25 protein-coding genes and 2 pseudogenes are annotated in these 21,380 nt (G+C 70.1%); 19 read left to right on the top strand and 8 right to left on the bottom strand.

The window, feature by feature from the left end; all coding sequences use genetic code 11:
* Together AOZ13_RS08605 and AOZ13_RS08600 are read left to right on the top strand one after the other, a co-directional pair.
* The coding region (locus tag AOZ13_RS08605; protein ID WP_148294577.1) for a transcription initiation factor IIB at window positions 1-615 on the top strand (615 nt) is incomplete at its 5' end.
* A 24-nt stretch (window positions 616-639) separates the two neighbouring features.
* Complete coding sequence (locus tag AOZ13_RS08600) at window positions 640-1,116, top strand: NUDIX hydrolase (protein WP_020220778.1); 477 nt, start codon at window positions 640-642, stop codon at window positions 1,114-1,116.
* Window positions 1,117-1,174: 58 nt separating this feature from the next.
* Here AOZ13_RS08600 and AOZ13_RS08595 read toward each other — a convergent pair.
* Window positions 1,175-1,857: pseudogene (locus AOZ13_RS08595) on the bottom strand (PHP domain-containing protein).
* 119 nt (window positions 1,858-1,976) lie between these two features.
* Here AOZ13_RS08595 and AOZ13_RS08590 point away from each other — a divergent pair.
* The 5 genes and pseudogenes from AOZ13_RS08590 (at window position 1,977) to AOZ13_RS08570 (ending at window position 5,782) form a co-directional block, all read left to right on the top strand.
* Window positions 1,977-2,282 (top strand): hypothetical protein, encoded by a 306-nt coding sequence (locus tag AOZ13_RS08590; protein ID WP_020220776.1) that lies wholly within the window; start codon window positions 1,977-1,979, stop codon window positions 2,280-2,282.
* Window positions 2,279-2,656: a hypothetical protein gene (locus AOZ13_RS08585; protein ID WP_020220775.1), complete on the top strand. Its 378-nt coding sequence runs from the start codon at window positions 2,279-2,281 to the stop codon at window positions 2,654-2,656. The genes AOZ13_RS08590 and AOZ13_RS08585 overlap by 4 nt, the downstream gene beginning before the upstream one ends.
* The gene (locus AOZ13_RS08580; protein WP_020220774.1) at window positions 2,649-3,170 is read left to right on the top strand and encodes a DUF7504 family protein; all 522 of its coding nucleotides are present in this window, start codon (window positions 2,649-2,651) and stop codon (window positions 3,168-3,170) included. Before AOZ13_RS08585 ends, AOZ13_RS08580 begins: the two co-directional genes overlap by 8 nt.
* Window positions 3,171-3,242: 72 nt before the next feature.
* A pseudogene (gene purL, locus AOZ13_RS08575) lies at window positions 3,243-5,389 on the top strand (phosphoribosylformylglycinamidine synthase subunit PurL).
* Window positions 5,390-5,428: 39 nt separating this feature from the next.
* Entirely contained in the window at window positions 5,429-5,782 is a 354-nt protein-coding gene (locus AOZ13_RS08570; RefSeq protein WP_021780352.1) for a hypothetical protein, read from the top strand.
* Here the strand turns inward: AOZ13_RS08570 and AOZ13_RS15290 are convergent.
* Window positions 5,779-5,907, bottom strand: coding sequence for a DUF7550 family protein (locus tag AOZ13_RS15290; RefSeq protein ID WP_021780351.1), 129 nt, complete (start codon window positions 5,905-5,907; stop codon window positions 5,779-5,781). The genes AOZ13_RS08570 and AOZ13_RS15290 overlap by 4 nt on opposite strands.
* A gap of 174 nt (window positions 5,908-6,081) precedes the next feature.
* On the opposite strand from AOZ13_RS15290, the gene hisF reads away from it, so the two are divergent.
* Complete coding sequence (gene hisF, locus AOZ13_RS08565; RefSeq protein WP_021780350.1) at window positions 6,082-6,894, top strand: imidazole glycerol phosphate synthase subunit HisF; 813 nt, start codon at window positions 6,082-6,084, stop codon at window positions 6,892-6,894.
* A 152-nt stretch (window positions 6,895-7,046) separates the two neighbouring features.
* Here the strand turns inward: hisF and AOZ13_RS08560 are convergent, their stop codons facing one another.
* Window positions 7,047-7,328, bottom strand: coding sequence for a DNA-directed RNA polymerase subunit L (locus AOZ13_RS08560; RefSeq protein WP_021780349.1), 282 nt, complete (start codon window positions 7,326-7,328; stop codon window positions 7,047-7,049).
* 111 nt (window positions 7,329-7,439) lie between these two features.
* Between AOZ13_RS08560 and AOZ13_RS08555 the strand changes: the two genes are divergently transcribed.
* A complete protein-coding gene (locus AOZ13_RS08555) occupies window positions 7,440-9,281 on the top strand; it encodes a rhomboid family intramembrane serine protease (RefSeq protein WP_021780348.1) in 1,842 nt (613 codons plus the stop codon).
* On the opposite strand, the gene AOZ13_RS08550 is transcribed toward AOZ13_RS08555, so the two are convergent.
* Window positions 9,272-9,892: an METTL5 family protein gene (locus AOZ13_RS08550; protein WP_021780347.1), complete on the bottom strand. Its 621-nt coding sequence runs from the start codon at window positions 9,890-9,892 to the stop codon at window positions 9,272-9,274. The two genes, AOZ13_RS08555 and AOZ13_RS08550, sit on opposite strands and share 10 nt — an antisense overlap.
* Window positions 9,893-10,116: 224 nt before the next feature.
* Window positions 10,117-11,151 (bottom strand): diphthamide biosynthesis enzyme Dph2, encoded by a 1,035-nt coding sequence (gene dph2, locus AOZ13_RS08545; protein ID WP_020221687.1) that lies wholly within the window; start codon window positions 11,149-11,151, stop codon window positions 10,117-10,119.
* Window positions 11,152-11,337: 186 nt separating this feature from the next.
* Here dph2 and AOZ13_RS08540 point away from each other — a divergent pair, with 186 nt between their 5' ends.
* From AOZ13_RS08540 to AOZ13_RS08505, 8 genes are all read left to right on the top strand, one after another.
* Window positions 11,338-12,474 (top strand): ABC transporter substrate-binding protein, encoded by a 1,137-nt coding sequence (locus AOZ13_RS08540; protein WP_044957552.1) that lies wholly within the window; start codon window positions 11,338-11,340, stop codon window positions 12,472-12,474.
* Window positions 12,474-13,583 (top strand): ABC transporter ATP-binding protein, encoded by a 1,110-nt coding sequence (locus tag AOZ13_RS08535; RefSeq protein WP_020221685.1) that lies wholly within the window; start codon window positions 12,474-12,476, stop codon window positions 13,581-13,583. Before AOZ13_RS08540 ends, AOZ13_RS08535 begins: the two co-directional genes overlap by 1 nt.
* Window positions 13,583-14,485 (top strand): ABC transporter permease, encoded by a 903-nt coding sequence (locus tag AOZ13_RS08530; RefSeq protein WP_020221684.1) that lies wholly within the window; start codon window positions 13,583-13,585, stop codon window positions 14,483-14,485. Before AOZ13_RS08535 ends, AOZ13_RS08530 begins: the two co-directional genes overlap by 1 nt.
* Window positions 14,478-15,293 carry an ABC transporter permease gene (locus AOZ13_RS08525; RefSeq protein ID WP_020221683.1) on the top strand — a complete coding sequence of 272 codons (816 nt, stop codon included), beginning with the start codon at window positions 14,478-14,480 and terminating at the stop codon, window positions 15,291-15,293. Before AOZ13_RS08530 ends, AOZ13_RS08525 begins: the two co-directional genes overlap by 8 nt.
* A 165-nt stretch (window positions 15,294-15,458) precedes the next feature.
* Window positions 15,459-15,647, top strand: a complete 189-nt coding sequence (locus AOZ13_RS08520; RefSeq protein WP_020221682.1) for a DUF7576 family protein — start codon at window positions 15,459-15,461, stop codon at window positions 15,645-15,647.
* Window positions 15,648-15,690: 43 nt separating this feature from the next.
* Window positions 15,691-16,518, top strand: a complete 828-nt coding sequence (locus tag AOZ13_RS08515) for an MBL fold metallo-hydrolase (RefSeq protein ID WP_020221681.1) — start codon at window positions 15,691-15,693, stop codon at window positions 16,516-16,518.
* A 76-nt stretch (window positions 16,519-16,594) separates the two neighbouring features.
* Window positions 16,595-17,503 (top strand): hypothetical protein, encoded by a 909-nt coding sequence (locus tag AOZ13_RS08510; RefSeq protein WP_021780344.1) that lies wholly within the window; start codon window positions 16,595-16,597, stop codon window positions 17,501-17,503.
* A 54-nt stretch (window positions 17,504-17,557) separates the two neighbouring features.
* The gene (locus AOZ13_RS08505; RefSeq protein WP_021780343.1) at window positions 17,558-18,310 is read left to right on the top strand and encodes a CehA/McbA family metallohydrolase; all 753 of its coding nucleotides are present in this window, start codon (window positions 17,558-17,560) and stop codon (window positions 18,308-18,310) included.
* Between the two features lie 3 nt (window positions 18,311-18,313).
* Here the strand turns inward: AOZ13_RS08505 and AOZ13_RS08500 are convergent, their stop codons facing one another.
* The gene (locus AOZ13_RS08500) at window positions 18,314-18,604 is read right to left on the bottom strand and encodes a hypothetical protein (protein WP_020222974.1); all 291 of its coding nucleotides are present in this window, start codon (window positions 18,602-18,604) and stop codon (window positions 18,314-18,316) included.
* Window positions 18,605-18,690: 86 nt separating this feature from the next.
* Here AOZ13_RS08500 and AOZ13_RS08495 point away from each other — a divergent pair, with 86 nt between their 5' ends.
* Together AOZ13_RS08495 and AOZ13_RS08490 are read left to right on the top strand one after the other, a co-directional pair.
* Window positions 18,691-19,233: a SprT-like domain-containing protein gene (locus tag AOZ13_RS08495; RefSeq protein ID WP_021780342.1), complete on the top strand. Its 543-nt coding sequence runs from the start codon at window positions 18,691-18,693 to the stop codon at window positions 19,231-19,233.
* Between the two features lie 62 nt (window positions 19,234-19,295).
* Window positions 19,296-20,603 carry an MFS transporter gene (locus AOZ13_RS08490; RefSeq protein WP_049934034.1) on the top strand — a complete coding sequence of 436 codons (1,308 nt, stop codon included), beginning with the start codon at window positions 19,296-19,298 and terminating at the stop codon, window positions 20,601-20,603.
* A 100-nt stretch (window positions 20,604-20,703) separates the two neighbouring features.
* Here the strand turns inward: AOZ13_RS08490 and AOZ13_RS08485 are convergent, their stop codons facing one another.
* Together AOZ13_RS08485 and AOZ13_RS08480 are read right to left on the bottom strand one after the other, a co-directional pair.
* Window positions 20,704-21,003, bottom strand: coding sequence for a DUF7521 family protein (locus tag AOZ13_RS08485; protein WP_020222742.1), 300 nt, complete (start codon window positions 21,001-21,003; stop codon window positions 20,704-20,706).
* Window positions 21,004-21,007: 4 nt separating this feature from the next.
* Entirely contained in the window at window positions 21,008-21,361 is a 354-nt protein-coding gene (locus AOZ13_RS08480) for an ArsR/SmtB family transcription factor (protein WP_020222743.1), read from the bottom strand.
* Between the last annotated feature and the right edge of the window lie 19 nt (window positions 21,362-21,380).

The raw sequence follows: 21,380 nt of genomic DNA, 5'->3' as shown, positions 1-21,380 counted from the left end.
TGGAACGAGCGCTTCCGCACGCGCGACTCGAAGGAGCGGAACCTCAAGCAGGCGCTCGGCGAGATCGAGCGCATGAGCAGCGCCCTCGGTCTCCCGAAGAACGTCCGGGAGACGGCGTCCGTCATCTATCGTCGTGCGCTCAGCGAGGACCTCCTCCCCGGTCGCTCCATCGAGGGCGTCGCCACCGCCGCCCTCTACGCCGCCGCCCGGCAGGCCAACACGCCGCGTTCGCTCGACGAGGTGACGAACGTCTCGCGCGTCGACAAGGACGAGATCGCCCGCACCTACCGCTACGTCGTCCGCGAACTCAGCCTCGAAATCGCCCCCGCGGACCCGACGAGCTACGTCCCGCGCTTCGTCAGCGATCTCGAACTCGGTGACGAGGTCGAGCGGCAGGCCCGCAGCCTGCTCGAATCGGCCAAGGCAGAGGGCATCTACTCCGGGAAGTCGCCGGTCGGCCTCGCCGCCGCCGCCGTCTACGCCGCGGGTCTCCTCACGAACGAGCGCGTCACGCAGAATCAGGTGAGCGAGGTGGCGAACATCAGCGAGGTCACCATCCGCAACCGCTATCACGAGCTTCTGGAGGCGCAGGACGACGTACCGGTGGAGGCTTAGGGCCGCCGCTCGCCCACTCCACGCATGGAGACCACTCGCCACGACACCGCGACCGTCTACGTCGTCAACGACGGCGCGACGGCGCTCCACGAGCACGACCGCCTCGGTCTCTGGCTGCCGCCGGGCGGGCACGTCGAGCGCGACGAACTCCCCCATCACGCCGCCGAGCGCGAGGTCCGCGAGGAGACCGGTCTCGACCCGACGCTCCTGCTCGCCGATCCCGCCATCGAAACGGGCGTCGTCCGCTCGCTCCCACAGCCGGAGCACCTGTTGCTGGAGGACATCCACGCCTACGAGGGCGGCGAGGTCGGCCACCAGCACGTCGACTTCGTCTACTTCGCGAGCGTGGACTCGCGCGAGATCGTCCCCGACGGCGACGAGCGCGCTCCCGAACACTGGGAGTGGATGACGCCCGACGAATTAGCGAACGCGGACGTCGGCGACGAGGTCGAGACGATCGGCGTCGAGGCGATCGAGACCGTCGCGGACGCGACGCTCTGAGCCGGCCCGCAGCCGCCGAGCGGCCGCCCGACGACGTGACGTGACCCGCGTCGCCCGCTCAGAGCAGATCGCGGAGGCGGTTTTTCACGCGGCGTTTCGCGCCGCCGGCGGCCTGCCGGAAGCTGACGTGCCACGGGGTCCGTCGCCCCTCGACGCTCGTCCGGCCGGCGACGATGGCGTCGAGGATGCCGGGGAGATCGTCGGTGTCGGGATCGACGCGCGTGATCGCCTGCCCGACCATCTCGGCGATGTGGGCGTCGGAGCCGGCTGTCATCGGGAGGTCGCGCTCGCGGGCGAACGACTCGGCCTTCCGGTTCGCGCGGCCGGTGAGGAGCCGCGAGTTGTACACCTCGATGGCGTCCGCCGAGGCCAGTTCCGCCTCGCTGACGTGCGGGGCGACGCCGCTGCGGGATCCTGAAACGGGTGGGGGATGACGGCGATGCCGCCCGCGTCGTGGATTCGATCGAGCGTCTCGCCGAACGGGCGGCCGATCGGGACGGGTTCGCCGATGCCGAGCGCGAGGACGTGACCGGCCGCGCTCGTCACCTCCATGCCGGGGATGCCGATGAGTCCGTAGTCGGGGGCGAGTTCGGCCGCGCGGGCGCTCGCCTCGTACTCGTCGTGATCGGTGACGGCGATCGCGTCGGCGCCGACCGCCGCCGCCTGCTCCAAGAGCATCTCGACGGGATCGCGGCCGTCGTAGGAGTGCGACGAGTGGGTGTGAAGCTCGACCGACAGCACGGGGTGCGCTTCGCGGCCGGCGGCCAAAAACGCGCCGGTCCGGGCGGAACGGTTTCCTACCCGGCCCGCGTCACCGAGCGCGTGCGCTCCCTGCTACCACGAACGTCGGGTGTCGCGCGGTGAACGACGGGACGCTCGCCGACGTGCTCGTCGATATCCTGTTGAACGTCCAACTCATGCTCTCGACGGTCGCGTTCGTCCTGTCGCTCGTCGCCGCGCGCGGCTACGCCGGATCCCCGTGGGGACGCGTTCTCCGGCTGATGCCGGTCCTCATCGGGTGCCTCGTCACCGTCGACCTCCTCCAGCGCGCGGTCCCCGACGCGATCTTCGTGCCCGCGTCCGGACTGCTCTGGACGGTCGCCACGATCACCATCGTCCTGATGACGTCTCGTCTCGTCGCGATGGTCCGGAGGGCCGAGCCGTGACGGCCGTCGCGGCGCTCGCGACGGCCCTGTTCGGACTCGAAGTCGTCGTCATCCTCGCGTGTACGGCCGTTCTCGCGTGGCTGGTCGCCCGGGACACGACGCACCTGCTCTATCCGGAGGGCATCCGGTGGCTCGCGGCGACGCTCGCGGTGACCGCGGCGGCGACGACGCTCGACCTCTGCCACATGACCGGTGCGTTCGGGAGTGCCGCCGCGGACGTGATCGCCGAGGCGACGTACGCGGTCGCGGCCGCGTTCGCCGTCGGGTCGATGTGGTACTTCGCGCGCGACTTCGTGCGGACGGAAAACCGGACGTTCGACGGAGCGGACGTCCGCGACCGCGAGAGCGACGATGGGGGGTTCGAGGATGCCTGAGGTCCCCCGGGCGCTCCGCGAGGTCGAGGCGGGCGCGCAGGTGCTCGTCACGCTCTCACCGCACGCCTCGACCCTCGATCGTCTCCCGGACGCCGCGTTCCGCAACCTCCTCGTCATCCAGACGAACGCGCTCCCCGGCGAGACGGAGCGGGCCGTCCGCGAGCGCGGCCTCGATCCGGATCGCGTGGGCGTGATCCCCGTCACCGGCTCGACAGTCCGCTACGACGGCCCGCTGTGGGTCGCCGACCGGGTCAGTCCCGGTGACCTCACGGGCCTCAGCATCGCGTTCTCGAACGCTCTCCGGTACGTCCGCGAGGGCGGATGGGTGGCCTTCGACGACCTCGCCACGCTCTCCATGTACGCGGATGCGGACTCGCTCCAGCGCTTCGTCTCGTCGCTCGCCACCGCGGCCCGCGAGACGGGCGCGACGGGCACCTACGGCGTCACCGACGGCGTGCTCGACGAGTCGGACGTCGCGGGCCTTCTCGGGTCGATGGACGCGCGCGTCGAGTGATCGCCGAGCGTCGATACCCACGAACGTGCACATAGAAACGCATAAACGACGCCCGACGAACCATGAAGGTGAATGACTCTCGCCGAGTCGGATCGCGAACGCGTCGTCGGGGAACTGGGTCGGGACCCGACGCGCGCCGAGGCCGCGCTGTTCGAGAACCTCTGGAGCGAGCACTGCGCGTATCGCTCCTCGCTACCGCTGCTCTCCGCGTTCGACTCGGAGAGCGAGGACGTCGTCGTCGGACCCGGTGACGACGCCGCGGTGATCGAAGTGGGCGACGGGATCTACGCCACGTTCGGCGTCGAATCGCACAACCACCCCTCCTACGTCGATCCGTTCGACGGCGCGGCGACGGGCGTGGGGGGGATCGTCCGCGACACGCTCTCGATGGGCGCCTACCCCGTCGCGCTCGCTGACTGCCTCTACTTCGGCGGCTTCGAGCGCGAGCACTCGCGCTACCTCCTCGACGGCGTCGTCGAGGGCATCAGCCACTACGGCAACGCGATCGGCGTCCCCACCGTTTCGGGCAGCACGGCGTTCCACGAGGGCTACGAGGGCAACCCGCTCGTGAACGTCGCCTGCGTCGGTCTCCTCTCGCCCGACCGCCTCGTCACGGCGGAGGCACAGCGACCCGGCAACCGCCTCGTGCTCGTCGGAAACAGCACGGGCCGCGACGGCCTCGGTGGCGCCTCGTTCGCCTCCGAGGACCTCGCGGAGGACGCCGAGACCGAGGACCGCCCCGCGGTGCAGGTCGGCGACCCCTACGCCGAAAAGCGCCTCGTCGAGACCAACGAGGCGCTGATCGACGCCGGTCTCGTGCAGTCCGCGCGCGACCTCGGCGCGGCCGGTCTCGGGGGTGCCTCCTCCGAACTCGTCGCGAAGGGGCGCCTCGCTGTCGCCTCGACCTGAACGCCGTCCACCAGCGCGAGCCGGGGATGAACGCGACCGAGATCCTCCTCGCGGAGTCCCAAGAACGCATGGTGTACGAGGTCGATCCCGAGAACGTCGACGCCGTCCGCGAGATCGCCGAAAAGTACGATCTGGGGTGCTCCGACATCGGCGAGGTGACGGTCGACGGCCGGTACGTCTGCGAGTTCGACGGCGACGTCGTCGTGGACGCGCCCGCCGAGTTCCTCGCGGACGGCGCGCCGCTCAACGACCTCCCGATGGAGACGCCCGAGACGCCCGCGACGGACTACGACCTCCCGGCCCTCGCCGAGGCCTTCGAGGCCGTCGTCGCCAGCCCGAACGCCGCCTCGAAGCGGTGGATCTACCGGCAGTACGACCACGAGGTCGGTGCGCGCACCGCCGTCCGGCCCGGCGAGGACGGCGCGGTGCTCGCACTCCGCGAACTCGCGGACGCCGACGCAGCTGTCGCGGACGCGCCCGGCATCGCGCTCGCCGCGGGCGCGAACCCGAACTGGACGGCCTGCGAGCCGTACGCGGGCGCGTACGCCACCGCGGTCGAGAACGCGACGAACCTCGCGGCGGTCGGCGCCGAACCCGTCGCCGCGGTCGACTGCCTCAACGGCGGGAACCCCGAGAAGTCGGACGTCTACGGCGGCTTCGGCGCCATCGTCGACGGTCTCGCCGACGGCTGTCGCGACCTTTCTGTACCTGTCGTCGGCGGGAACGTCTCGCTCTACAACGACAGCGAGGCCGGTCCCATTCCGCCGACGCCGACGCTCGCGGTCCTCGGCACCACCGATACCGTCGACGCCCCCGGGAGCGCCCTCGCGGGCGACGGAACGCTCCTCCTCGTCGGCGGCCACGACGAGCGCCTCGGCGGCTCCGAACTCCTCGCCGAGTTCGGCGGGAGCGACGCTTTCCCCGAAGTGCCGGAGAACGCCGGAGACCTCGTCGCGACGCTCGCGCGCGTCGCGGGCGACGACTCGGTGAGCGCCGTCCACGACGTCAGCGACGGCGGTCTCGCCGTGACGCTCGCCGAAGGACTCACCGCCGACGCCGGCGCGGACGTCTCCGTGCCGTCGCTCGCCGCGCTCTTCTCCGAGGCGCCCGGGCGCGCCGTCGTCGAGACGACCGATCCCGCGGCGGTGCGCGCGGCCTTCGACGGCGTCGCGGACGTCGTCGAGATCGGGTCGAGCGACGACTCGGGGACGCTCGCCATCGACATCGGTGACGTCGAGAGCGGGGGAGTCGCGTTCGACCACGACGCCGTCGCGGCGTTCCGCGAGACGATCGCGGCCGCGATGGAGTGAGGAGCGAGCTTTTTTCGCGACCGAGGGCGAGGGACCGGTATGCTCGACACGACCGACGGTGAGTCGCCGACCCGCGCCGCCGGCTGGTCGCTCCTCATCGCCTGCCTCCTCACCGCGCTCGTCTACGCGGGTTTCTGGAACCGGACGCTCCCGTCCGTCGCGCCCGCGACCGTCGCGCTCGCCGCGATCGGCGGCGTCGTCGTCGGTCTCGCGCTCGCGGTCGTGGAGTCGCGCGCGGCGTGGGCGCCGACGGCGTTCGGCGCGTGGCTCCTCCTGCTCTGCGGGGTCGTCCTCGGCTTCCTCGCGTCGGGACTCTCGCCCGCGGCGGCGCTCGCGCTCGTCGTCGCCGCGTGGAGCACGGGGGTCGCGCGGGCGGCCGTCGCCGCGCGCTAACCGAGGAAGGGGAGGACGAAGGCGATCACCGCGCCGATGACGAAGACCGCCGCACCGTAGGCGACCTGCGTCCTCGTGTACGATTGCATCGGCGACGTGGTACGCCCCTCGTGTGTCGTGTCCATATGCTGTGTTTCGACCGCGCGCGCCTTTCCGTTTTCGGACCCTCGCGAGCGGCGAGCGATGCCGCCGCGTTCTCGTGACGTCGCGAGCGGCGCCCTCCGGACGCTCTTCTCGGGGCGCGACGGCCGGCTCGCCCAGTCGGACACCTTTTCAGGGGGTGCCTGCCTATCACGCGTATGACCCTCACGAAGCGCGTCATCCCGTGCATCGACGTCGACCTCGACGAGGACGGGAACGCGGCCGTCTACACGGGCGTGAACTTCGAGGACCTCGAATACACGGGCGACCCCGTGGAACTCGCGAAGAAGTACAACGAGGCGGGCGCGGACGAGTTCGTCTTCCTCGACATCACGGCGAGCGCCGACGGGCGCGAGACGATGCTCTCCGTCGTCGAGAGCGTCGCGGACGAGGTGTTCATCCCGCTCACCGTCGGCGGCGGCATCCGCGACACCGACGACATCAAGGAGACGCTGCGCGCCGGCGCGGACAAGGTCTCCATCAACACCGGCGCCCTAGAGCGCCCCGAACTCATCACGGAGGGCGCGAAGGCCTTCGGCAGTCAGTGCATCGTCATCAGCGTCGACGCGCGCCGGCGCTTCGACGAGGACGGCGAGCACTACGCGCGGGTGGACGGCGAGTCCTGTTGGTTCGAGTGCACCGTGAAGGGCGGGCGCGAGGGCACCGGCATCGACGTCGTCGAGTGGGCCGCCGAAGCCGAGGAGCGCGGCGCGGGCGAACTCTTCGTGAACTCCATCGACAAGGACGGCACGAAGGACGGCTACGATCTGCCGCTCACGAGCGCCGTCTGCGACGCCGTCTCCACGCCCGTCATCGCCTCCTCCGGCTGTGGCGAACCCGAGCACATGCTGGAGGCCTTCGAGTCGGGCGCGGACGCCGCGCTCGCGGCCTCCATCTTCCACTTCGAGGAGTACACCATCGAGGAAGTGAAGGAGTACCTCGACGAGAACGACGTACCGGTGCGGTTGTAGGCGGCTTTTTCCCTCCGGGTTTTTGCGGCGAACGGAGTGAGGCGGAAAAAGGTGGAAGTGGAGGAGTCCCTCGACGAGAACGACGTACCGGTGCGGTTGTAGGCGACGTCACGCACCGCGATACGACGTGAGAAGCGAGATCGGGAGGACGATTACCGCGCGGTCTCGAACGCGGTCCGGAACTCGTTCATCTGCTCGTCGACGAGCGTCGCGCCCTGTTCGAGGCAGTCGAGGGGGTCGGCGCCCTCCGTCTTCAGCGTGAGGACGGGTTCGGTCTGGCCGCCGGACTGCTCTGGGTTCTGGTCGTACGTCGCGGCGGCGACGTCGTCGAGTTCGAGCAGCGCGCCCTTCAGCACGTTCATGAACGTGTGGTCCTCGCCCGCGATCTCGATCGTCAGCTCTGTGTCCTGCTGCTCGATGACCCGGAGATCCATACACGTACGGTCGGTTCTGCGGCGTTTCAACGTTGCGGTCGCGCCCGTTCGCGTCCGCGTCCGCGTCCGCGTCCCGCCGCCGTTTAAGGACGCGCGGGCCGAGCGACCGGTATGGTCTCCACCGTTCTCCTCGCCGGCGGCGCGGGCGCTCTCGTCTGCTGGCTCCTCGTCCTCGCCGCCGCGCTCGCCCGCGCACTCCGCCCCGGGATGGCGCTCCGGGCCGGCCTCCCGCTCGGCGCGCTCGTCGGCCTCGGCGTCGCGATCGTCGCGGGTCTCGCGCCCGCGACGGCGCTCGCGCCCGCGGTCGTCCTCGGGACGCTCGTCTCGCTCGCCTGCGTCCGCGCGCTCGACGGCGTCGGCGACGAGTGGAGTCGGCGCCTCCGCACGCGCTTCCTCTTCGGCGTCCCGTGGGGGACGCTCGTCGTCGTCGCGGGCGTCGCCGGCTTCTACCTGATCGTCCAACAGGGGTGGTCGCACCCGACCGACCCGCTCTCCCTCCCCTTCACCTCGTGGTCGTACCTCTACCCGCTCGGCGTGCTCACCGCGCCGTTCGCGCACGCCGGTCTCTCGCACATCACGGGCAACCTCATCGGCACCGTCGTCTACGCGCCGCTCGCCGAGTACGCGTGGAGCCACTACCCGACGCGTCGCGGCGAATCGACGTTCGGGTCGCTGCGCACCAACCCGCTCGTCCGGATCTGCTGCTTCCTCGTCGCCGTCGCCGTCGTCGCCGTCCTGACGAGCGCGCTCGCGTGGGGTCCGATCATCGGCTTCTCCGGCGTCGTCTTCGCCCTCGGCGCGTTCGCGCTCACGCGCTACCCCGTCGCCGTCGTCGCCGCGAGCGCCGCGAGCGGGTTCGCCTCCACGCTCTACGACGCCCTCCGCGACCCCATCGTCGTCGCGTCCGCCGGTCCGTCCTACGGCGGCCCGTGGTGGGCGGGCGTCGCCGTGCAGGGTCACGCGACCGGCGTCTTCATCGGCGTCCTCCTCGGCGCGCTCGTCGTCTCCGCGCGCGACGAACGCCCGAGCGGCTTCCGGCTCTGGGGCGCCGCGGTCGTCTACGCCGCGAGCGTTCCGCTCTACGTCATCTGGTGGTATCGCGGACCCTCGACGTACGTCCTCTTTCGGGGACTCGGCGTGCTGTTCGTCGTCGCGCTCGGTCTCTTCGTCGCGGCCGGCGTCCGTGCGCGCTCGGGGTCCCTCCTCGCGCGATTCAACACCGGACTGACGCGCCGGCAGGTCGCGACGCTCTGCCTCTGCTTCCCCCTCCTCGTCACCGCCATGGTCGCCGTCCCCGTGAACGTCACCACCGTCGCGCCCGGCGCGGGAGCGGGCGTGGGGGCGAGCGGAGGTGCCAGCGCGAACGCGAGCACGGGCGCGGACGACGCGATCCACGTCCGCGGGTACACCGTCACCTACGCCGAGGACGTCCCGAACGAGCGCGTGGGCGCGCTCGACCTCGACCTCTGGAACGAATCGACGAGCGTGAACGCGAGCGGCGTCATCGTCTCGAACCCCGGACGCGCGATTTGGACGCAGGCCGTCTCGGCGACCTCGCTCGCCTACTCGGGACGCGCGTCGGTCCGCGTCGGCGGCGTCGGATGGAGCGAGACCGTCACCGCCGATCGATCCGGGTGGGCGCCGGTCGGCGCTTCCGACGTCTACCGCGTCGCCCTCGACGGACCCGACGGCGACCGCACGCTCGCGTACACCTCGGCGAACGAGACGGCGACGCCCGTGATCGCCGGTCGAAACGTCACCGTCGCGAACACCCCGGACGGGTTCGCGCTCGTCGTCTCCCACGCGAACGAGACGCTCGGCCGGACGCCGATCCCCGCGGAGAACGCCACCGCGACCGCCGGCGGTCTCGGCTTCGGGCACGCCGGGAAATACCTCGTCGCCGCGCACAACGGGACGCGCCTCACGATCGCGACGCGCGAGACCTACGACTGAGACCAGTCGATCCGGTACACCTCGACGTCGAGCGTCTCGCGCGCGCTCGTGTGGAAGTCGAACTGCCGCGCGACGTCGAACTCGGCGGCGAACGCGTCCGTCACCGCTCCCCCTTCGTCCGCCGCGAACGACGCCGCGAAGTCGCGGCTCCCCGCGTTGTGAATCGACCACGAGACGTCCGCGAGATCTGCCGCCGTCGCGAGGAAGCGCCGGTCCGCGTGCCGCCTCTCCCGCTGCGCGCCGAACGGCGGGTTCATCACGACCGTCACCGGGCGCGCGACGTCGAGCGGCGGGTCCCTCGCGTCACCGCGCACCCACGCCACGGGCGTCTCGGGCGCGACGCGGGACTCGTTCGCGCGCGCGATCGCGAGCGCGTCGCCGTCCACGTCGAGACCGACGACGCGCGCCGGATCGCGGCACGCCGCGCCGAGCGCCAGCATCCCCGTGCCGGTGCCGAGATCGAGGACGACATCGTCGAGATCGCCGCGCAGATCCGCGGTGTGGAGCAGGTGCGCCGCGAGCCCCGCGGGCGTCGGATACTGCTCGCGCTCGACGTCCGGATCGTCGAAGCCCGCGACGTCGGCGAGACGCCGTTCGAGGGCGCGCTTCATGACGAACGAGAGAAGCGCGAGCCGAAAAGCCGCGTCGGTCGCGGACGGGCGATCACCGGACCGTGGGCGAGAGCCGGTTCGGGCGGCTCGCGTCGCTCGCTCAGCCCCCCGCTCGCCTCAACGTGGTTTCGGCGTCGACGCCGGAATCACGCTGCTCGCGTGTCGCTCCCTTCGGTCGCTCCCGCTCGCTTTACCGTGGCTCCTCCCTGCGGTCGGAACCACGCTCACCACGTCCCGTGGAAGGTGTCGAACTCCATCTCGTCGAGGGGCTTGTTGCCGACGGCGCACTCGTACTCGCCGGGCGTCAGCATCGGCTTGTGGAATCGCGGGCCGTCGTCGGTCGTGATGCGCGGACAGCCCGTGTTGACGAAGGCGTCCATGTCGAAGTTCCGCAATCTGTCCGGCGTCACCTCGTCCATCGTGATGAGGTAGGCGTCGTCGTTGTTCTCGACGATCTCGTTCGCCTGCTCCCAGCGGCCCTGTCCGATCTTCGTGCAGAAGATGACGCCCCACTTCTCGGCGTCCATCGCCTTATGTACCGAGGCGTAACGCTGCTTCATGAACTGCTCGTGGTCCGCGACCGTCACCACGTTGTTCACGGGATCGGCGATGACGACGTTCTTCTCGGGATGCTCCATCGCCAGCCCGACGGGGTGGAACTTCCCGCCGCCGACGTAGAGCACCTGATCGGCGTCGATGTCCGCGGACGCGTAGTTGCAGCCGAGGACCTGCCCTTCGTGCGTGAGGCGCTCGTCGCCGCGGCGCGTGTGGACGGTGAAGCCGCGCTCCTCCAGCCACTCGCGCATCTCCTCGAACTTGTTCATGTGCTGGGCGGTGGTGACGAGACCGACGTCACCGACGTCGAGTTCGTCGAGGGCGTCCTCCATGATGGGCGTCACCTCGACGTTCGAGAAGAGCGGGACGTAGATGATCTTCTCCGAGTCCTTCATCGGAGAGTGCCCGAAGTGGACGAAGACGTCCGTTCGGCGCATCATGTACGTGTCGAGGTCGCAGGCGCCGTAACAGGGCTTCCCCGAGATCATCACGCGAACGCCCTCCGGCAGGAGTTCGCGCAGGTCGTCCGCGACGTGGGGCGCGCGGCGCTTGAGGCCCTCGGGGAACTGCATCCCGACCTTCTCCGCGTCGCGCTCCTCGACCGCCTCGACGATGCGCTCCAGTTCGTAATCCCACGTTCGGTCGTGTCGCAGCGACATCCCCGTGTTCCGGAGGTCGCCCGCCGACCGCTCGTCCTGACTCATTGGACCCTCGTACTGGATCTGGCCGTATAACCTCGGCGTTTCACGGGGTCTCCGACCGTGTGCGACGCTCACGCCCACCGCCGCGATTGATCGACGCGCCGGACGCGTCCGCGAGAAGCGCGCCAACTGCACCCATACCGTGATCGAGACGGCACGCTTTTCCGTCGGATGGCGCACGTACACGCCGTGTCCGAACGTCCGAACTCGCAGAGCGGAGCGCATCACGTAGGTGATACGGGCCACTCCGCGGTGAATCGACGGAGCTTCCTCGGCGTGGCCGGCGCGGCGGCCACGACCGCGATGGCCGGCTGCAGCGGAATGGGCGGCAGCGGCGGCGACAGCACGCCGACCCTCCGCGTGACCGCATGGAGCGGCAACTACGGGGAGCGCTTCGAGAAGGCGATCAAGCCCATCTTCGAGTCCCGATTCGACGCGACGCTCGAAGTGAACACCGGGTGGAACAGTCTCCTCGCGAAGATCCAGTCCGCGCCGAAGGACGACCCGCCGTTCGACGTCACGGTCACCTGCGAACCCGTCTACTACAACGGCCGGAACGCGGGACTCTTCGAGCCGCTGCGCTACGAGGAGAACATCCCGAACATCGATCACGTCTACGACTACTACAAGAACGTCCGCCCGATCACGCACGGCGCGCCCGCGGACGGCGCCCCGCTCACGATCCTCTACCGGGATAGCCTCGACCAGCCGGTGGAGACGTGGAGCGACTTCACGAGTCAGACGGTGCAGAACTCGGCGGGCGTCGGCGTCGACTCCGGCTTCTGGATCTACCCCCTGCTCGGCGCGGCCGTCGGGACGGACGCCGCCCCGAGCGCCGGCGAACTCTACCAGAAGCAGTACCACGACACGCTCATGGACACGCTGGAGACGTGGCCGATCACGGGGTGGGCGGCCTCCGGCACCGACGTCTGGCAGCAGTTCCGGAACGGCATCATCGACGCCGCCCAGTGGTACTTCGGGCAGGTCTACTACGACATGGAGAACCACGAGGACGTCTCGTTCTCCATGCCGTCGGCGAACGCGGGCTACATGGACAACTGGGCGGTCGTGCGCGGCACGAGCAAGCGCACCCTCGGCGAGCAGTTCATCAACATGCTCCTCGATCCGGAGGTGCAGAGCAAGTGGTCCGAGGACCACCCGCTGTTCTTCACCACGGACGAGATGACGTACGCGGGCGACCTCGGGGACTACCTCCCCACGAACGCCGAGGAGGCCCAGCAGATGGCCCTCCCGCGCTGGGACGACCTCGCCCCCTACTCCGAGACGTTCTCGAACAAGTTCAAGCGGATGAAGACGCAGAGCTAATGGCCTCGGTCACCCTCAGCGGCCTCCGCAAGGAGTACGGCGATCTCACGGCCGTGGACGGTCTCGACCTCGACGTGGACGACGGCGAGCTGCTCTGCCTGCTCGGCCCGTCCGGGTGCGGGAAGTCCACGACGCTACGCATGCTCGGCGGCCTCGAAACCCCGACGGACGGCGACGTCCACATCGGCGACGAGCCGGTGACCGACCAGCCGCCGTACGAGCGCAACACGTCGATGGTGTTCCAGTCGTGGGCGCTGTTCCCACGCAAGTCCGTCATCGAGAACGTCGCGTTCGGGCTGAAGATGGACGGCGTGAGCGAGGACGAGCGCCGCGAGCGCGCCCGCGAGATGCTCGACGTCGTGGAGATGGGCGAGTTCGTCGACCACGACCCGACCGACCTCTCGGGCGGCCAGAAACAGCGCGTCGCGCTCGCGCGCTCGCTCGCCATCGAGCCGGACGTCCTCCTGCTCGACGAACCCCTCTCGAACCTCGATAAGCGCCTGCGCGAGCAGATGCAACTCGAACTGCGGAACATCCACGACGCGGTGGAGACGACGTTCGTCCACGTCACGCACGACCAGAACGAGGCGTTCACCCTCGCCGACAGCATCGCCATCATGCACGACGGCGACATCGAGCAGATCGGCGCGCCCCGCGAGGTGTACGACGACCCGGTGAGCCTCTTCATCGAGGAGTTCCTCGGCGACACGAACCTCGTCGACGCGACGGTCGCCGAGGTGACGGAGACGGGCGTCATCGCGGACACCGCATTCGACACCGAGGTCGACGTCCGAACCGGCGACGCGGCCGTCGCGCAGGGGGACGGGCTGTCGGTGTCGTTCCGGCCGGAGGAACTCGACGTCGAACGCGTCGAGGGCACCGACGGCGACGGCGCCTCCGCGGTCACCGGCGAGATCACGGACGTCCTCTACCGGGGGTCGACGGTGCGCTTCTACGTCGATCTCGGCGGGGAGCACTTGTTCTTCGAGCAGAGCGTGGGCGCGGACACCGCGTTCTCGGCCGGCGACGTCGTCCGAGTGTCGTGGGATCCCGACGACCTCCTCGCCTTCGCCGCCGACGGCGCGCGCGTCGGTCGAGGTGAGACGTGATGGCGGGGTCCGAGTCCATGTTCGCGTGGCTCGGCGAGCGCATCAAGGGCCGGGACTCGCGAAACGTCTTCCTCATCGCGCCGCTCGCGGCCTTCGAACTCGCGTTCTTCGTCATCCCCTTCCTCATCCTCGTCCGAATGAGCCTGAACGCGAGCGCGCAGGCCGGTCCCTACCAACCGGGGTTCACGCTCGGGGCCTATCGCGCCGTCTTCGCCTCCGACCTCTACCGGCAGCTCGTCGCCTTCTCGTTCGAACTCGGCGTCGCCGCGACCGTCATCTCGGTGTTCCTCGCGCTGTTCTACGCGTACGCCGCGTATCGGGCCGATGGTCTCCGGAAGTCGCTCCTGCTGTTCTCGATCATCCTCCCGCTGCTGACGACGCTCGTCGTGAAGACGTACGCGTGGCGGCCGCTCCTCGCTCCACGGGGCGTGCTGAACGACGTGCTGCTCGGGCTGGGAGTGATCGGGAGTCCGATCCAGTTCGCGCCCGGGATCGTCGGCACGGTGATCGGGCAGGTGTACATCGTCTTCCCGTACGCCGTGCTCTCCATCTACAGCGTGCTCTCGACGATGGACTGGGACACCGTCGAGGCCGCACGCGACCTCGGCGCGTCCCGACCGCGCTCGTTCCTCGAGGTCGTCGTCCCCGAGGCGCTCCCCGGGATCGCGGTCGCCACCGTCGTCTCGTTCGCGTGGAGCGTCGGCGCGTACGCCGCGCCCTCCCAGCTCGGATCGGGCGCGCAGACGACGTTCGCCATGGAGATCGAGAGCCTGATGCTCACGCAGTTCGACTACCCGACGGGCGCGGCGCTCAGCCTCCTGATGCTCGCCGCGATGCTCGTCGTCTCGCTCGGCGTACTGCGACTGCTCACCGGCTCGATCGGGGGTGTCGAGGGTGTCTGAGGTCGAACTCTCCCGCGAGCGCGCGGAGGACGTCCTCTTCCGGGCCGGCTACTGGCTACTGTTCGCGCTGATCATGCTCCCCATCGTCGTCGTGTTCGTCACGTCGTTCCAGCGGGGGCAGTACCTCACTTTCCCGCCGCACGGCTTCAGCCTGCAGTGGTACCGACAGTTCTTCGCGAGCGCGGAGTGGCTGAGCGCCGTCCGCGACAGCGTCGTCATCGGCGTCGGCGCGTCGGTGCTCTCGACCGTCCTCGGCGTGATGGGATCGCTCGCGGTGCAGCGCTCGGACTCCACGCTCGCGCGCGTGCTCCCGCCCATCATCCTCCTCCCGCTCCTCCTGCCGCCGGTCGTCATCGGGCTGACGCTGCTCATCTACTTCAACCGCATCGGTTTCACGAACACCTACCTCAACATCATCGTCGCGCACACGCTGTGGGCGACGCCACTCGTGTTCTTCGTGATGCAGTCGGTGTTCGCGCGCTTCGACTGGGACCTCCGGGACGCCGGGATGGACCTCGGGGCGCGCCCGAGTCGGGTCTTCTACCACGTCGTGCTCCCGAACGTCCGCGGCGGCGTCCTCATCTCCGCCGTGGTGGCGTTCATCGTCAGCCTGCAGGAGTTCATCATGGCGATGTTCCTCAAGAGCTACGGGGTGCAGACCGTCCCCGTGCTCGCGTGGACGTCGCTCCAGTCGTCGCTGACGCCGCTCGTCAGCGTCGTCTCGACGTTCCTCGTCGCGGTCTCGATCATCGGCGTCCTCGTCTCCGCGGCCCTGATGAACATGGAGTGGCTCGCCGAGCGGCTCTGACGGCTCGATCCCCCCGGGGATCCGTCGGCCGCGCCGCCGCACCACCGCGCCGCCGCGCCGCCGCGACGAAGGCGTCTCGAATCCGGGCGATTCGCGTCGACCACTTGAGGGGCTTGGCCATCCAGCCACCGGGGTTAATCCCGAGACGAGAGAACGGAGAGTAGAATGCCGACGCGGGATCGGGACCGGATCGGTTCGGCCGTGCAGTTCGACGAGTGCGCGCACTGCGGGCGCGAACTCGAGAGCGGCACGTGGCAGCCGGTCCGGACGGTGGAGGGCGACGACGGCGTGCTCTCCTTTCACGCCTTCTGCGACGACGAGTGCCGCGACGCGTATGATCCGGCCGCGGACTGAGAGCTTCGGAACGCTTAGGATCCGGGCACGCACACGTCCGGACATGGAGAGCGACTGGGGCGACTGGCTGCCGCGAGCGGTCGCCGACGCCGACCCCGACGGGGTCGACGCGTGGTATCTCGGTTGTAACGGCTTCGTGCTGAAGGCGAGCGACGGGACGACGGTCTTCGTCGATCCCTACCTCGGCACGGGCGATCCGCCGCGGACGATCCGGATGATTCCCGTGCCCCTCGACCCGACGGACGTCGAGGCCGCGGACGCGGTGCTCGCGACGCACGAGCACTCCGATCACGTCGATGGCCCGAGTCAGGCCCCGATCCTCGAGACGACGGGCGCGACCTTCTACGGTCCCGACGCCTCGATCGACGTCGTCGAGGAGGAGGAGTGGCCGGTCAACTACGGCGTCGCGGACGACCAGTTCGCCGAGGTGACCGAGGGCGACACCCTCGACGTCGGCTCCTTCACCGTTCACGTCGTCGAGACGAACGATCCGGACGCCGAACACCCCGTCGGCTACGTCTTCGAGCACGACGCCGGGACGTTCTTCCACGCGGGCGACAGCAGGCCGAGCGACACCTTCGCCGACCTCGGCGAACGCTTCGACATCGACGCGGGCGCGCTCGCCTTCGGCACCGTCGGCACCATCCCCGATAAGGAGACGCGCGAGCCGAAGCGCACGCGGTGGTACAACGACGAGAACCAGATCGTCGAGTGCGCGCGCGACCTCGAACTCGATCGGCTCGTCCCGACGCACTACGACATGTGGAAGGGGCTGACCGCGGACCCGACGGTTCTCCACCACCACGCGAAGAGCTTCGAGCATCCCGCGGAACTCGAACTCGTCGAGATCGGCGATCGCTTCTCGCTCTGAGGGCACGGAGATACCCTGAGACGGATTCTCACGAAACACAACGGGTAAGCCCCCGGGTCACGTTCATCCGACAACGATGGAGCCAGTCACCGTCGCCGTCCCGCGAAAGGGTCGCCCGCTCGAAGCCGTCCTCGATCGGCTGGCGGGCCATCCCGACGCACAGCGGGTCGCCGACGACGTGACGGAGACGCTCCGCCGCGAGAAGGCCGTGACGAAGGGGAACGCGACGGCCGCCGCGAACGTCTACGATCGGCTCGCCGACTACAGCGATCCCGACGATCCCTATCGGCCCGACTACACGCTCCTGCGCGACGACCGCGAGGGCAAGCCCCGGCGGATCGTCTTCGACAGCCTCACGCTCGACGTCGCGGGCGTCCCCGTCCGCCTCGTGGGGCGCGAGGAGCCGTTTCGCGCGCTGCGCAAGCACGAGTTCGCGCTCGGCTTCGACAGCGCCGACCTCGTCTTGGAGGAGGTCGTCGGTCTCCGCGGCGAGCCGCTCGCCACGATCGCGGACGTCAACGAGCGCATCGACCCGCAGGACACGGACGTCCGCGTCGTCACCGGCATCGGAGACACGGTGTACCACACGCTGATGGGTGACGCCGACGCCCTCGACGCCGACGCCTTCGATCGCGCCTTCCTCGACGCCTACGAGGGACCGCTCTGCATCTCGCCGCGCTACGAGCGCCTCGTCGAGGCCGTCGTCGGTCTCGAAGCGCTGGCGGGCGTCGAGTTCGTCTATCCCGCCGAGGGCGAGGAGGAGGAGGCCGCCATCGCGGACGTCGGTCTCGGCGTCTACCTCACCGTCACCGGCTCGACCGCGCGCGAGCACGGTCTCGCGCTCGGCGAGCGCCTCTTCCCGAGCGAGACCGTGCTCATGGAGAACGCGAGCGAGGTGGACGAGATGGCCGAGAACGCCGAGGCCCTCGAACGCGTCCGCGAGTCCGTCGCCACCGGCGTCGAGACCGAACTGCCGGTCGCGTAGGTGGGGACGGCCGCGGGAAGAAACGCTATACGTCGCGCCCGCCTCAGGACACCCATGCCCACTCTCCGACTGGACCCGCACGTCCACTCGGACGCGTCCTACGACGGCCACGAGCCCGTCGAACTCCTCTTGGAGCACGCCGCGGATATCGGACTCGATGGCGTCGTCGTCACCGACCACGACGAGATCGACGCGTCGCTGCGCGCGGCGCGCCTCGCCCCCGACTACGGTCTGGTCGGCGTGCCGGGCGTCGAGGTGTCGACGAAACACGGCCACCTGCTCGCCGTCGGCGTCACCGAGTGTCCCGCTCCCGGACGCGGCTATCGCGAGACCGCCGCGGCGGTCCGCGAGGCCGGCGGCGTCGCCATCGCACCCCACCCCTTCCAGCGCTCGCGCCACGGCGTCCGGCGGCGCCACCTGACGCCGCGGGACGGCGAGCACCCGATCGACGCCGTCGAGATCTACAATTCGATGCTGTTCACGGGGTATCGGAACCGCCGCGCGCGGCGCTTCGCGCGCTCGCAGGGTCTCCCCGGCATCGGGTCGAGCGACGCCCATTACCTCATGAACGTCGGGCGGGCGTACACGACGGTCGACGTCCCCGGCCCGGACGCGCCCGCGAGCGTCGACTACCGGGACGTCGTCGCCGCGATCCGCGGCGGCGCGACGGGCGTCGCGGGCGGGCGGACGCCGGTCCGGCGGAGCGCGAGCCAGTACGCCCGCGGCGCGCTCAGGAAGGGCGTGTTCGCCGCGACGTCGCGCGCGCCGTTCGTGCCCGCGTACCCGGTGTCGATGCGAGACGGGTAGCGTTCAGCGCTCGACGCCGAGTTCGGCCGCGCGCTCGGCGGCGAGTTCCGCCACCTGCTCGACCGTGAGGTCGGACTGGTCGGCCAGCACTCGACAGAGCATGCCGAGTTGCGTCGCGGCCGTCCGCTGGAGCGCGTGGGGGTCCTCCGTCTCGTTCCCGAAGAAGAACTCGTTCTCCTCGGTCTCGTCGAGGACGCCGACGTAGACCGATCGCAGGTCGTCGCGTTCGAGCGTCTCGATCGCCCGCTCCCGTACCTCCTCGAACTCCGTCGTCGCATCGTCGTGCTCGCTCACGCCTCGAGTTACGTCGGCGCGGCGAAAAGCCCACGGACTCGGGCGTATCCCGCGGGTTCAAGGCCGGTGGCGCCTCACTCCGGGGCGTGCGCCTCACGGACGCGGCGGTGTTGCGGGGATGGATGGCCTACGAGACCCGGCGGGCCGCCGAGACGACGCCGCTCGACGTCGATCCCGCGCTCGTCTCGCACGCGGTGTCGTCGCGCGCGAAGCGCCGCGCGGGCGCGTGCCGGCACACGCCCCTGCCGGACGGCGAGATCGGCGTCCGACCGGACTGGGACGCGCATCCCGCGATTCACCGGGAGACGACGGTGACGCTCGCCGCCCGCGCCGCCGAGTCGTTCGACGAGGCGACGCTCCGCGGCGTCCTCAGTCACGAACTCCTCCACGTCGAGCAGGTGCAGGCGTACGGCGTCACCGATCACGGACCGGCGTTCCGCGAGCGCGCCGCCGCGCTCGACGTTCCGCTCACCTGTCCGTCGTTCGCCGAACCGGCCTACCGACTCCGCTGTGCGGGGTGCGATGCGGTCGTCGGGCGGCGCTATCGGCGCTGCCCGTCCGTCGAGACGCCCGAGCGGTACCACACGAACTGTTGTGACGCTCCGCTCGCCGTCGAGGACTGCCGGTAGCGTCCGCGTCCGTCCGCACTCGAATCCGTCCGCTTACAACCCCGACTGACTAACCGATAAGTATGTCTCACGTGTCCGCGTCCGGCGAGGGGCACGACACGCGAACCGTCGTGGTCAGCCTCGTCGTCGGCGTCTTCTTCGGGGGAATGGTCGGTGGCGTCGCCTTCCCGACCCTCCCCCGTCTCGGCTCCATCCTCGGCTTCTCCGCGCTCGTCGTCGGCGTCATCCTCGCGATCAACCGCGCGACGCGGATGATCGTGAACGCGCCCGCGGGCGCGATCCTCGACCGCGTCGGCACCCGCAAACCGATGCTCGTCGGCTTCCTCTTCGAGGGGCTGGCCGCGATCGGCTACCTCGTCGGCTACCACGTCGGGCGCGCCGGTCCGGGCGCGCTCGCCGGTCTCCCGGTCGCGCCCTCGACGGCGAGCGCGGCGTCGTTCCTCCTCGCGCGCGTGATCTGGGGGATCGGATCCGCGTTCGTCCTCGTCGGCGCGTTCAGCACCGTGACGAAGGTGACGACGCCCGCGAACCGCGGGAAGTGGACGGGCTACATGCGCGGCGGGCAGAGCCTCGGGATGCCCGCCGGTCTCGTCGTCGGCGGGCTCGCCGCGGACGTCCTCGGCTTTCAGGCGGCGTTCGCCATCGCCGGTCTCGCCGCCGCGGTCGCGCTCGTCGTCTCCTTCTTCATCCTCCCCGATCTGACGCCCGACGAGAACGCGACAGAGGGGGAAACGCGCCTCCGGGACGTCCCGCGCCTCGCCGTCGCCGACACGCGCGTCTTCGCGGTCGGCGCGACGAACTTCGTCGTCCGGTTCCTCTACGCGGGCATCCTCCTCTCGACCGCCGTCGAGTACGCGGCCGCGAACGACATCCACGTCGGACTGCTGGACGCGACCGGCGTCAGCGGCGTCGTCCTCGCCGTCGCGGCGCTCTTCTCCGCAGTCGCGACCGTCCTCGTCGGCCCGCTCGCCGACCGCGCGCCCACGCGCTCGCACGTCGTCGTCCCCTCGATCGGTCTCCTCGGCGCCGGATTCGCGCTGCTCGCGCTCGTTCCCACGCTCCTCGGAACGTTCGCCGGCGTCGCGCTCATCGGTCTCGGCGTCGAGGGCGCGAACCTCCCGCTGATGGCGTATCTCGGCGACATCAGCCCCGAGGACGACGTCGGGAAGCTCGGCGGCGTCTACAACGTCTTCGGGGACTTCGGGGCGACGGTCGGACCGCTGGTCGCGCTCCCCCTCGCCACCGCGTACGGCTACACGGCCGAATACCTCGGCTGCGTCCTCCTCTGCGTCCTTGCGATCGGCGTCGTCGCCCTCGCCATCACGGACGACGGGACGGCCACAGTGAAGGCCGCGCCCGCGAACGATTGACGCGCCGAGCCGTAGCTTTTGCCGGCCGCGCGTCCTCCGACGGACACGACGGTCGTCCCTTGGCACACCGACAGCCGCCGGGATGGGATGCGGCCACCACCTAGCGGTAGAGGGAGACGTAGAGCGTCGCGAAGCCGACGAGGAAGCCGAGCGTCGCGCCGGCGTGGAACAGCGGGCCGGCGTCGAGTTGGTCGGCGAGCGCGGTGAGCGCGACGCCGATGCTCACGAAGGCGAAGCCGATGAAGGCGTACTCGAGTCGCCGCGACCGCGAGCGCCGATAGGCCCGGAAGCTGATGAGCGTCAGCCCGAGCGTGAGCGCGAACGTGACCAGTCTGACGCCGGCGAGGAGCAGGCGCGCGAGCGAGAGCACGACGACGGAGACGTGTATGAGCGCGCGCATAAACCTACTCCTCTTCGCCGCCGAGTTCGGACCAGAGGTCGCTGAAACGCCCGGCGAGGTCGTCCTCGCGGTTGACGTTCACGACGTACTCCCCGCGTTCGAGGCGGATCGAGAGCTCCTCGAACGCGCAGGAGTAGCGTTTGTAGTGGTTGCCGTCGTCGGCCACGGCCGTCTGCGCCGTGACGAGATCCGATTCCTCCAGCGTGTCGAGACGCCGGTAGACCGTCGGCAGGGAGATGTCGAGCACGTCGGCGAGTTCCTTCGCCGATCGCGGCTCGTCGTCGAGTGCGGCGAGCACCGCGCGCGAACGCGTGTCGCCGAGGGCATCGAGGAGTTCGTCGACCCGCTCGGAGTGCACTATCAGTACCTCACAAAGC

It is taken from the genome of Halarchaeum acidiphilum MH1-52-1, assembly GCF_000474235.1.
GTDB lineage: Archaea > Halobacteriota > Halobacteria > Halobacteriales > Halobacteriaceae > Halarchaeum > Halarchaeum acidiphilum.
Note: the sequence above shows the minus strand (reverse complement) of the source record. Positions and strands in the feature narration are given on the sequence as shown.